This is a genomic window from Campylobacter sp. CH186 (assembly GCF_004378925.1).
Classification (GTDB): domain Bacteria; phylum Campylobacterota; class Campylobacteria; order Campylobacterales; family Campylobacteraceae; genus Campylobacter_D; species Campylobacter_D jejuni.
On the sequence record NZ_RYYB01000001.1, the window covers coordinates 198,474 to 210,711 of the forward strand.

Annotated in this window: 12 protein-coding genes; 10 read left to right on the forward strand and 2 right to left on the reverse strand. The window is 29.3% G+C overall.

Features of this window, described 5'->3' with window-relative positions:
* Positions 1–76: 76 nt before the first annotated feature.
* Positions 77–1,066 (reverse strand): phospholipase A, encoded by a 990-nt coding sequence (locus ELQ09_RS00980; protein WP_087684610.1) that lies wholly within the window; start codon positions 1,064–1,066, stop codon positions 77–79.
* A complete protein-coding gene (locus ELQ09_RS00985) occupies positions 1,063–1,638 on the reverse strand; it encodes a molybdenum cofactor guanylyltransferase (RefSeq protein ID WP_096702863.1) in 576 nt (191 codons plus the stop codon). Before ELQ09_RS00985 ends, ELQ09_RS00980 begins: the two co-directional genes overlap by 4 nt.
* A gap of 61 nt (positions 1,639–1,699) precedes the next feature.
* Here ELQ09_RS00985 and ELQ09_RS00990 point away from each other — a divergent pair, with 61 nt between their 5' ends.
* The 10 genes from ELQ09_RS00990 to ELQ09_RS01035 all read left to right on the forward strand — a co-directional run.
* Positions 1,700–3,007 (forward strand): NFACT family protein, encoded by a 1,308-nt coding sequence (locus tag ELQ09_RS00990; RefSeq protein ID WP_134263701.1) that lies wholly within the window; start codon positions 1,700–1,702, stop codon positions 3,005–3,007.
* Position 3,008: 1 nt separating this feature from the next.
* Positions 3,009–3,347 (forward strand): hypothetical protein, encoded by a 339-nt coding sequence (locus ELQ09_RS00995; protein WP_002855905.1) that lies wholly within the window; start codon positions 3,009–3,011, stop codon positions 3,345–3,347.
* An 8-nt stretch (positions 3,348–3,355) separates the two neighbouring features.
* A complete protein-coding gene (locus ELQ09_RS01000; protein WP_134224881.1) occupies positions 3,356–4,081 on the forward strand; it encodes a phosphatidate cytidylyltransferase in 726 nt (241 codons plus the stop codon).
* On the forward strand, positions 4,078–5,148 hold the full coding sequence (gene dxr, locus ELQ09_RS01005) for a 1-deoxy-D-xylulose-5-phosphate reductoisomerase (RefSeq protein ID WP_002934390.1): 1,071 nt from the start codon (positions 4,078–4,080) through the stop codon (positions 5,146–5,148). Before ELQ09_RS01000 ends, dxr begins: the two co-directional genes overlap by 4 nt.
* Position 5,149: 1 nt before the next feature.
* Entirely contained in the window at positions 5,150–6,541 is a 1,392-nt protein-coding gene (locus tag ELQ09_RS01010) for a M99 family carboxypeptidase catalytic domain-containing protein (protein WP_134263702.1), read from the forward strand.
* Positions 6,538–7,545 (forward strand): tRNA (adenosine(37)-N6)-threonylcarbamoyltransferase complex transferase subunit TsaD, encoded by a 1,008-nt coding sequence (gene tsaD / locus ELQ09_RS01015; RefSeq protein WP_134263703.1) that lies wholly within the window; start codon positions 6,538–6,540, stop codon positions 7,543–7,545. Before ELQ09_RS01010 ends, tsaD begins: the two co-directional genes overlap by 4 nt.
* The gene (locus ELQ09_RS01020) at positions 7,546–8,061 is read left to right on the forward strand and encodes a prepilin-type N-terminal cleavage/methylation domain-containing protein (protein ID WP_134263704.1); all 516 of its coding nucleotides are present in this window, start codon (positions 7,546–7,548) and stop codon (positions 8,059–8,061) included. It begins immediately after the preceding gene.
* Entirely contained in the window at positions 8,061–9,308 is a 1,248-nt protein-coding gene (locus ELQ09_RS01025) for a DUF2920 family protein (RefSeq protein ID WP_134263705.1), read from the forward strand. The genes ELQ09_RS01020 and ELQ09_RS01025 overlap by 1 nt, the downstream gene beginning before the upstream one ends.
* Positions 9,309–9,317: 9 nt before the next feature.
* A complete protein-coding gene (locus ELQ09_RS01030) occupies positions 9,318–11,144 on the forward strand; it encodes a motility associated factor glycosyltransferase family protein (RefSeq protein WP_134263706.1) in 1,827 nt (608 codons plus the stop codon).
* Positions 11,145–11,226: 82 nt separating this feature from the next.
* The coding region (locus ELQ09_RS01035; protein WP_279586227.1) for a flagellin hook IN motif-containing protein at positions 11,227–12,238 on the forward strand (1,012 nt) is incomplete at its 3' end.

The following is a 12,238-nucleotide window of genomic DNA, read 5'->3' on the forward strand; positions in this document are numbered from 1 at the left end:
TATAGTAATAATAATTATCAAAAATGAAATTGTAATGAAAATTGTTTTAAGAAATGATAAAACTACAAAGGATATTTTAGTAAGAAATCAAAAATCCAGTGGAAAGTCTTTGCAAGTGTTTGTTATAGTCTATAAGGCTTTCTCCATAGCCATTAAAGTATTGTAAATACCAATAAATTCCGTTATTAAAAATATCATATCCTAGATCAACTTGTATAGCGCCTTTGTTATTGTGGAATTTAAGATTGTTTCTTAACATAAGATTGATAAAATAATCATCACCCAAATACGCTAAATTCACATCAAAATTTCCCATATAATGCAAGATGGCAGGATTATCATCATCTTTTTTGCTTTCAGGAATTCTATACCAAAGGCGTGGAACAAATAAAAATTTATTATATAAAATAGTTGTAGATACATAAATTCTATTCCATGAGCGAGATTGCAAATTCTCATCTCCCTTGCCATTGCTTTCATGCAATATACCTACACGTAGATTGTTAAAAAATTCATAATCTTTAAGATACAAAGGAAAATCTATAAAAAATTCTGGCTGATAGTTGGTTTCTCTAAAAGGAGAAGAATGCTCATAAATTTGCCACCAAGAAGTTTGAGTATAGGCTATATAATATTTTTCATCCAATCCTAGCAAATTTTCAAAAAGCCTTTTTTTAATGCTAAGTTGAAATTTAGCTTCACTTTTATTGTGATTTTCTTCTAGAGAGTTAAAACTATAAGCCAAAGGTAGAAAATAATTCATTTTATAAGCACTAATGCCAAGAGGGTTAAAGTATTCATCTTCTTCAAGATAATTTGCCAAAGCAAGACGAGCAAAATCTTGTCTTTCTTCTTTGGTTGCAATGATGGATTGTTTTGTTTGTATAATTTGATTGGTTTTATTTTGTTCTTGAGAAATTAAAACAGATGAATTTTTTAAAGCGAGTTTTTTGTAAATTTCCATAGCTTTTTTATAATCGCCTTGTTTTTCATACTCTAAAGCTTGTTGTAAATCACTAGCCCATATAAAAACACATAAGCTTAAAAATAAAGCAATTTTTCTCATTTTAACTCACTTTTAAATTTTTCATATTCTTCATAAAAATTAAGATTTAAAAAAGCATCTTCATCTTCAAATTCTACAAATTTGGTTTTAATCCCAGAAAATAAAAGTCCTATTTTTTGTTCATTTTTTTCTAAGAATTTTTTACAAGTTTGAGCTAAAGAGCTGTGATAAAAGCCACATAAGGGATGTTTATGTAAAGGGGTTTTAGCTATGATTATTTTATAGTTTTGCTCTAAAAAAGGAAGCATTTTTAAAAGCTCATTTTCACCTATTTTAGGACTATCCACACTTAAAACAAAAACAAATTCATTTTTAAAATTTGAAAGTATAGAGTAAAGCGCAAGCATAGGAGAGTAAACTTCAAATTCTAAAGAATCTTTTATCAAGCTAAAATGGTTTTCAAATTTATCTTCTTTCGCACTCACATAGACATTTTTAAAAATTTTAGAAAATTTCTCTACTTGAAATTGAGTTAAATTTTGATTTTTAAGAATCAATTTGCTTTTATCTTGTCCCATACGACTAGATTTGCCACCACATAAAATCACACAATTTAGCTCATTAAGCTGCACAAATTTCCTTTTTTAATGTAATTCTACCACAAATTCGCCAAAATATTTTATAATTTCTTTTATGAAATACACAGAACTTTTACAATTGCAAACTTTTTTTTCTCAGTTTAAAAAAATCGATTTTATCAAGCGTATCAATGATAATATTTTGGAATTAAGCTTTGATAGAGAAAGATTTATTTTCGATCTTACTCGTGCAATGAGTGCGATTTATACAGCTAAAATTAATGCAAAAAATTATAATGCACCTTTTGATTTTATGCTTAAAAAGTATTTTAGCAATGCTTTTATAAAGGAAGTTAAAGTCCTTGAAGGCAATCGTATTTTATGTTTTAGTGTAAAAGCTAATAAGGCTTATAAAAGCTATGAGAGCAAAATTTATTTTGAATTTACGGGTAAAAATACCAATGTTATTCTTACAGATGAAAAAGATTTGATCATAGAGGCTTTAAGGCACATTGATAAAAGTTATCGTGTCGTAAAACCTAATGTGATTTTAGAGCCTTTAAAGCCTTATAAAATGGATGAAAATTTTGAAGAAATTAAAGACTTTGCAGATTATTTTTCTCGCAAATTTACAAGCATTTATGAGAGTAAAATCAAACAAATAAAAAATTTAAAACTTACACAAGTAGATAAAAAAATACAAAATTTACAAGAACTTTTTTCTAGTTTAGATGAAGAAAATTCTTTACTCTTAAAAGCTTTAGAATACAGAAAAAGGGCTGATGTATTGTTTGCAAATTTGAGTGTTTTAAAAGATTATGAAAGGGAATTTAAGCTTGATGATTTTGAAGGCAAAGAGCTTGAATTTAAGCTTGAATTTAGTCCTAAGCAAAGTGCTAATTTATATTATAAAAATGCTAAAAAATTAGAACAAAAAGCTAAAAATTTAAACATACAAAGACAAAATTTAAAAGAAAAGTTAGATTTTACCTTGAGTTTGAAAGAATTATTGCTTCAAGCTAAGAATGAGATAGAGCTTGAAATTTTACTACCTAAAAAAAATAGCAAAAAAAATCAAGATCATAAACAAGAAGATCTTGTGGCAAATTTTTATTATAATGAGTTTAAAATTTGCGTGGGTAAAAATGAAAAAGGCAATGAATTTTTACTTAAAAATGCTAAAAAAGATGATTTGTGGCTTCATGCAAGGGATATTCCTAGTGCACATGTTTTGATTATATCAAACAAGCAAAAAATCAGCCTTGATGTGATAGAATTTGCTGCAAGGCTTTGTCTAAGCTTTTCTAAGTTAAAGAAAGGTTCGTATTGGGTCGATTATACCTTAAAAAATTTTGTTAAGGTTCAGCAAAAGGCGTTTGTAAATTATACAAATTTTAAAAGTATTAATATCACAAAGGATTAAAATGCCAGTTAGCCCATTAGGAAATGTCAATTATATAAATCAAAATATGGCTTATCCAGCTACACAAGCAAGCAATGAGCTTGCAAAAGAAGGTTTTGCAGCTACGCTAAATATGGCTGAATTTAATGAAAAAGAAAAAACTTTGAACAAACTTGAAAAAGTCAATGAGACTCATGAAATCAAAGAAGAGATCAAAGAAAAAGCCGAACAAGAAGAAAAAAAGAAAAAACACAATCAAGAAGCTAAAACCAGCGATGATGAGAAAAATGAAGAAGATGAGTCTAAAGATCCAAATTTTAAAGACGCACAAAGCATTCATCGCTTAGATATTAGTATATAAGGAAAAATATGTTTAATACAACTAGAATTATTTCAGCTCTTGTGATGATAGGGGCTATTATTATTATCGCGTTGATTGATCAATTTTTTATCAATTTTATCGTTTTTACGGTTTTATTGTATCTATCTTTTAGTGAAGCAAAAAAACTTTTTGCTTTAGAAAATATTTCTATTATCCCTTTGGCTATAGCTTTTATTTTGGGAAGTTTATCGCATAAAGCTTTGCTTTTTGGGATTTTAGCTTTGTTATTAGTCGTTGGATATTTGGTTTATAAAAAGGCTTCCTTAAAACCAGCTCTTATTTATATTTATCCTAGTTTGCCTATTTTAGCACTTTGGCAAGTGTATTTAGATCAGGGTATGTTTGCACTTTTTTGGCTTATCATTATTGTTGCAGCTTGTGATAGTGGGGCGTATTTTATCGGAAAACTTATGGGTAAAACTCCTTTTTCTCCAACAAGTCCAAACAAAACCTTAGAAGGTGTTATAGGCGGCTTGATTTGTGCGAGTATTATTGGAACTATTTTGGGAGTTTTTGTTTATAGTTTTTGGCTTTCTTTACTTTGTTCGTTTTTTGTAGCGGTTTTTGCAGTAATTGGAGATTTGCTTGAGAGTTATTTTAAAAGAGAAGCAGGTGTAAAAGATAGTGGAGATCTTATCCCTGGTCATGGGGGCGTGCTCGATAGAATCGATGCAGTGATCATTACTGCTTTTGCGATGGTTGCTCTTTTATGATACTTTTTGGAAGTACGGGCAGCATAGGAGTAAATGCTCTTAAACTTGCTGCTTTAAAAAATATTCCTATTTCTGCTTTAGCTTGTGGGGATAATATAAAGCTTTTAAATGAACAAATCGCAAGGTTTAAACCTAAATTTGTTGCCATAAAAGATCCAAAAAACAAGCATTTAGTTAAACATGATAGAGTTTTTATAGGGCAAGAAGGTTTAGAGCAAATTTTAACAGAATGCCAAGACAAACTTTTGCTCAATGCCATTGTAGGTTTTGCAGGACTTAAAAGCACTTTAAAGGCTAAAGAACTTGGCAAAAACATAGCCTTAGCTAACAAGGAAAGCCTTGTAGTGGCGGGGAGTTTTTTAAAAGGAGCTAAATTTTTACCCGTTGATAGTGAGCATGCGGCTTTAAAATTTTTACTCGAAGGTAAAAAAAATATAGCAAAACTTTATATTACAGCAAGCGGCGGAGCTTTTTATAGGTATAAAATCAAAGATTTAAATCAAGTCAGTGTCAAAGATGCTTTAAAACATCCTAATTGGAACATGGGGGCAAAGATCACTATAGATAGTGCGACTATGGCAAATAAGCTTTTTGAGATTATAGAGGCTTATCATTTATATGATTTTAAAGAAATTGATGCTTTAATAGAACCAAGATCTTTAGTACATGCAATATGTGAGTTTAAAAATGGATCTAGCACAGCATATTTTTCAAAAGCAGATATGAAACTAGCTATTTCAGATGCTATATTTGAAAAACAAGATACGCCTATTTTAGAGGCTGTTGATTTTAGCAAAATGCCTGCTTTAAAATTTTATCCAATCAGCACAAAAAAATATCCTATTTTTAAGCTTAAAAATGCATTTTTAAAAGAGCCAAATTTAGGTGTTATCATCAATGCAGCTAATGAAATAGGTGTACAAAATTTCTTAGAAAACAAAAGTAGATTTTTAGATATTGCTAAATGTATTTTTAAAGCCCTTGATCATTTTGGAATACCTAAAATTTCAAGTATAGAAGAAGTTTTTGAGTATGATTTTAAAACAAGAGAGTATTTAAGGAGTTAAAATGAAATTTTTTTTAACAATTTTTTTTATAACAAGTATTTTTGCTTTAGAGCTAGACTTTAGTGTAGGAGAAAATGGAAAAAGTCTAGATGATAATAATACGGTTTTAATTTTTGGTGGAATTCAAGGTGATGAGCCTGGTGGATTTCATGCGGCAAGTTTGCTTTTGAGTGATTATAATATCACTAAGGGTAAGATTATAGTGGCTCCAAATTTAGCTTTTGATAGCATTATCAAGCGTTCGCGTGGGAATAATGGGGATTTAAACCGTAAATTTGCAAGTATTAGCCCAAAGGATCCTGATTATAAGAGAGTTCAACGCATTAAAGAGCTTATTTTACTTCCTGAAGTTAGCATGGTGATCAATCTTCACGATGGTTGGGGTTTTTATAAACCCACTTATATTGATGCGATGCAAAATCCTAAGCGTTGGGGAAATTCAAGCGTGATTGATACAAGTGAAATTAATGCAAGCAAATACCCTGATCTTGAAAATATCGCCACTCAAACTGTAAATAGTGTCAATTCTTCACTTGCCGATCCAAAGCATGCTTATTATCTTAAAAACACCAAAACCCAAGAGCTTGGCGATACGGAAATGCTTAAAGCTTTAACTTATTTTGTGATTTCAAATCACAAAGCTGCTTTTGCAAATGAAGCGAGTAAAAATCTACCTGTAAATTTAAGAGCTTATTATCATCTTTTAGCTATTGAAAATTATTTAAAAACTGCAGGAATTGAATTTAGTAGAGATTTTGAACTCACTCCACAAGGAGTTGATAAAGCTATAAATAAAGAGCTTGAAGTAAAACTTTTTGATGATAGAATTTTACTTTCTTTAAAAAATCCAAGAAAGGTTATCAACTATGTGCCTTTTCCGGTAAATAAAGAGTTAAATTATAACACAAGCAATGAACTTACCGCTGTTATCGCAGAAGGAAATTCTTTTTATATCCAGTATGGCAATCGTTTTCAAACAAGATTATATCCTGAGTATTTAGAATTTAGTGATGCTTTTAATGAAGTAACTTTTCAAGTTGATGGTAATGAAACCTCAGTTTCTTTTGGAACTAAGGTAAAAGTAAAAGAGAATTTTCTTATCCCAAAGATAGCTAATGTGCGTGTAAATATCATAGGCTTTGATCATGGAAAAGATGAAAGTGGTATTTTAGTCCATAAAAAAAATATGCAAACACAATACTCTTTAGATATGGCAGGTAAAATTTATAGAGTGGAATTTTATGAGTTAAGAGGGGCGAATTTGCAACAACTTTTAGAGGCAAATACCAATAGTAAGTTGATCAAAAATGCTAAAAATTTGGATTTAAACACTCTTAAAATGGCAAGATCAAAAGATAAATTCTTAGGTTCTATTTTAGTGGAATTTGAATGAAAAATCTTATCCTAGCTATAGAAAGTTCTTGCGATGATAGTTCTATAGCTATCATTGATAAAAATACCTTAGAGTGTAAATTTCATAAAAAAATTTCTCAAGAATTAGAACATAGTATCTATGGAGGAGTGGTGCCTGAACTTGCTGCAAGACTTCATAGCGAAGCTTTACCAAAGATACTTAAGCAATGCAAAGAGCATTTTAAAAATCTTTGTGCCATAGCTGTGACAAACGAACCCGGGCTTAGCGTTTCTTTGCTCAGTGGAATTTCTATGGCAAAAACCTTAGCAAGTGCTCTAAATTTACCCTTAATTCCTATAAATCATCTTAAAGGTCATATTTATAGTCTTTTTTTAGAAGAAAAAATTTCTTTAGATATGGGAATTTTGCTTGTTAGTGGCGGGCATACTATGGTGCTATATCTTAAAGATGATGCAAACTTAGAGCTTTTAGCAAGCACAAATGATGATAGCTTTGGAGAAAGTTTTGATAAAGTGGCCAAAATGATGAATTTAGGTTATCCTGGTGGGGTCATCATAGAAAATTTAGCAAAAAATGCCAAACTTAAAAATATCTCTTTTAACATACCTTTAAAGCATTCTAAAGAACTCGCTTATAGCTTTTCAGGGCTTAAAAATGCAGTGCGTTTGGAAATCTTAAAGCATGAAAATTTAGGTGATGATATAAAAGCTGAAATAGCTTATGCCTTTGAAAATACAGCTTGTGATCATATCATGGATAAATTAGAAAAAATTTTTAATCTTTATAAATTTAAAAATTTTGGTGTTGTAGGCGGAGCTAGTGCAAATCTTAACTTGCGTTCGCGTTTGCAAAATTTATGTCAAAAATATAATGCAAATTTAAAACTAGCTCCCTTAAAATTCTGCTCCGATAATGCTTTGATGATAGCAAGAGCTGCGGTTGATGCTTATGAAAAAAAGGAATTTGTAAGCGTAGAAGAAGATATTTTAAGCCCTAAAAATAAAAATTTTTCAAGGATATAGATGAGAAAAGCTTTTACTATATTAGAACTTGTTTTTGTGATCGTTATTTTAGGAATTTTAGCCACTATTGCTTTACCAAAAATGAGTTCAAGCAAGGATGAAGCTGAAGTTAGTAAGTCTTTAAATAACCTTAAAACTTTGATCAACGATATAAGCATTTATACTTTGAAAAATGATCATTTAAGCTCTATAAAAACGATGAGTAATGTAAGCGGGGTTGAAAATGTTGATCTTAGTAATTTTAACGGCGTAAAAGAAGTAAATTTTCGTGTAGGCGATGATAAAGAATGCTTAAAACTTGTTTTTATAAATAAAGCTGATTTTATACTCATGGGAATTTCAAGCAATGAAGCAAGCAAAAATGCTATCATCAACGCAGCCAATCAGACTCATGAAGATTTAGAAAATATAGACTTTACAAGCTCTTCTAGTAATAAAGCTTGCGTGATCTTAAGTAAGAATGAAAATTTTAAAAATCTAGCGAGCAAAACTTATCTTTTAATAGGAGGAATGTAATGATAGTGAGTAAAACTTATGAGATTGACTCTTGTGATGATGTAGAACTTGGTATAAAAAGAAAATCAAAGCTTGAATTTAAGCTTTGGTATGATGATGAAAAAACACCTAAAGCTTTGGTGTTTGTGGTGCAAGGTATGGGTGCGGATTGTAATGATGTATATTTAAAATTTATCATAGAGTATTTGCTTAAAAATTTTAATTTAGCTTTTGTTGGAGTGAATTATCACTGTATTGGCAATCGTCCTCAAACTGGATCAACTTTTTATTTAGATGATATAGACAAGCTTATTTTAAAAGCAAGTTGTGAAGCTGTGGATATTAAACTTCCTTATGATGTTGATAAAATTCAAGACTATAAACAAATGAGTGAAATTTTTCATTTTGTAAATAATCAAATAACCAAAGGCAAGCAAAAAGGTAATTTTATGCCAAATTATTTTTTAAATTTACATGTGAGTTTGCAACCTACAAAAAATGAGTATCAAAATTTTGGAATCATGCAAGCTCAAGATCTTTTAAATGTTGCACTTTATCTTAAAAAACATGCTCCTTTTGATACTATGGGGGGGGGTATACCAGTTATCATGATAGGGGGTTCTCATGGGGGATATTTAGCACATTTAGCCGCTAAAATTGCTCCTTGGTTGATAGATGGAGTGATAGATAATTCTAGTGGTGCTAAGTTTTTATGGAGAGTTGTAGGTTTTGGAAAGGAAATAGATTTTATGCAGTATAGCGAATTTGCTACTTTTGATTTTTTTCATCATATTAAAACACATTGTTCGACAAAAACTTTTTGGACAAGTAATTCTTCATCGCCTCATTTTTTTTCTCCCGCAAGAAGAAAAATTCGAAATCTTTTAGAAGAAGATCATCTTTTAGAACAATCAAAATGTTTAAAAACTTGCTTTATAAGTTATCATTCATTATATGATGAGTATGTTTCTTTAAAAGAAAAAACCATACTTTACGAAGAGCTTGAAAAACTTGGCTTTGATGCAACTTTGCATTCTATTACTAAAGAATCTCAAGTTGATGGAAAATTTATTAAAAACTTAAATCATGGCATGGGAATTCCAGTAAAACTTTTGATTAAGAAAGAACTTCCTTTAATGTTAGAAAAAATAAAACAAAATTCAAAAAAAGATTGTAAAGAAAAATGTATCTCTTATCCTTGTGAGGATTTGTTGTATCAATTTAGCGAAAAAGATGACAAAATATCACTCAAAATAGATAAAATTTAAGGAAACCCAATGACCATACTAGAAAAAAACATACAAGCTTTATTAAGTGGAGTAAATGAACCCTTAGGAAATAAACTTTTAAATTTCATACAAAATAAAACTTGTTCTCGTTTTAATATAGATGAAAATTTAAATATCTATGATAAAACCCATAATGTTTTTGTGTATGAAAACTTAGAAGAAGAATTAAATTTTTTCTATCAAAGTATTTTAGAAAAAACTCCTAGATATCCTTTTGTATGTATTTATGGTATAGGCAATGCTTTGCTTATTAAAAATTTAGCTAAACACTATAAACATCTTTTTGTATTTGAAAGTGAAATAGAACTTTTTATCCTAGCTTTAAGCACAATAGATTTGAGTGAAGAGCTTTATAGTGGAAAAATTTATCTGGTGGATATTCAAGAGAAAAAAATAAATTTACAACTTAGAATACTTTTTGACCAAAATGATGTATTTTTATGGTTAAATCTTTATGAGATGTTTATTAATAATAATTTTTATAAAAAATATTATTATGAGGAAATTTTGAATGCAGATAAAATTATACATGAAAATATTAATCTTGTAATAAGAAATTTAGATCCTGACTCCAAAATTTCTTTGTCTTGTTATGAAAATTTTTGCAAAAATATACCTTTAATGTTGAAAAATATACCTTTTAAAAGAATTATTGATGAAAGAAAAGGGCTTTTTGAAAGCTGTATAGTTGTATGTGCCGGTCCTAGCCTTCAAAAGCAAATTCCATTGTTAAAAAAATATCAAGAAAATTTTGTGATTTTTTGCGTTGACGGGGCTTATCCTTTGCTTGTAAAACATGATATAATCCCTGATTATGTGTTAAATCTTGATTTTGAAGAATATCCGCTTGAATTTTTCAAAGAAGTTAATCCAGAAAATAAAACCTTATTTATATTAGCGGCAAGTACTCACCCTAACGTGGTTGATTATCTTTATAAAAAACAAATTCCTTTATCTATAGTATTAAGTGATAATCTTCCTTATCAAAAACTTCATATTAATGATTTTGGTTATCTTGAATTTGGAACCCATGTTGGGCATGCTTGTTATACTTTGGCGATTACTTTAAAATTTAAAAATATAATTATTATTGGCCAAGATTTATCTTTTGATAAACAAGGAAATTCTCATTTTGATAGTTTTGATTTGGGGAGTGATATAGATACAACCTTAAATATTCCTACATTAAAAACAGTTGCTTATGGAGGTTTAGGAGAAGTTTTAACACATTTAGCTTGGGATGATTATAGAAAAAAATTAGAGGATTTATTTGCAAGAAATTCCCAAGTGAATTTTTTAAATGCCACAGAAGGCGGTGCTAGGATAGAATTTACGAAAGAAATTAATTTTGAGTTATGTTGTAAGAAATTTAAGAATTTAAATAATAAATTAAATAAATATCCTCCAAAAACTTTAACAACCAATCGTAGTGTTAAAATTTTAAATAAAATTTTAGAAACTTTCAAAGAAAAAAAACAAAATGTCTTATTTTGTTTAGAACATGCTATGAGATTAAATGATGTATTGAAAATGATTTTAGCTAGTGATAGAAAATTACCTTTAGATTTTTTAAAAAATACATATGAAAGTGTTAACAAATTTGAATCTTTTTTAGAAATAAATTCTTTATTAAATGATGGGGTTTTAAAAGGGGTGATTTTTCATAAAGGTAAATTATTAAGTGAAGTTATTATTAGTAAAATTGAAGATGAAAAAGAATATTTATTGATGTATTTAAAATCTTATAAGCAATGGCTTGAAATTTTTATTTTTAGATTGCAATTAAAATATGATATTTATAATTTTTTAGTTTAAAGTATAAATTTTTAAAAAAAAGTAACGATATAGCATTTAACAAGTTCATGGATGAGCTTGAATTTATTTAAAAGGATTTAAAATGGGATTTCGTATTAACACAAATGTCGCAGCATTAAATGCAAAAGCAAATTCAGATCTAAATGCTAAGAGTTTAGACAGTTCATTAGCAAGACTTAGTTCTGGTCTTAGGATTAACTCCGCAGCAGATGATGCTTCAGGGATGGCGATAGCAGATAGCTTAAGATCTCAAGCAAATACTCTAGGTCAAGCTATATCAAATGGTAATGATGCTTTGGGTATCTTACAAACTGCAGATAAGGCTATGGATGAGCAACTTAAGATCTTAGATACTATTAAGACTAAAGCAACTCAAGCAGCTCAAGATGGTCAAAGTTTAAAAACAAGAACTATGCTTCAAGCTGATATAAACCGCTTAATGGAAGAACTTGACAATATCGCAAATACAACTTCGTTTAATGGTAAGCAACTTTTAAGTGGTAGCTTTACCAATCAAGAATTTCAAATCGGTTCAAGTTCAAATCAAACTGTTAAAGCAACAATAGGTGCAACCCAGTCTTCAAAGATTGGTGTTACAAGATTTGAAACAGGTTCACAAAGTGTGAGTTCAGGTGTAGTGGGACTTACTATCAAAAACTATAATGGTATAGAAGATTTTAAATTTCAAGATGTTGTGATTTCAACCTCTGTTGGAACAGGACTTGGGGCTTTAGCTGAAGAGATTAATAAAAATGCTGATAAAACAGGAGTTAGAGCCAGTTATGATGTTAGAACTGTAGGAGCTTTTGCTATTAAAGAAGGAACTACATCAGATGATTTTACTATAAATGGTGTTAATATTGGTAAAGTAAGTTATCAAGATGGAGATAAAAACGGTTCTTTAGTTTCTGCTATTAATGCGGTTAAAGATACAACTGGAGTTCAAGCTTCTCAAGATGAAAATGGTCGCTTAGTTTTAACTTCTGCTGATGGTAGAGGTATTAAGATAGAAGGAAATATCGGTGCTGGTGCTGGTATTTTACAAAAAGAAAATTATGGAAGATTATCTTTGGTTAAAAATGATGGTAGAGATA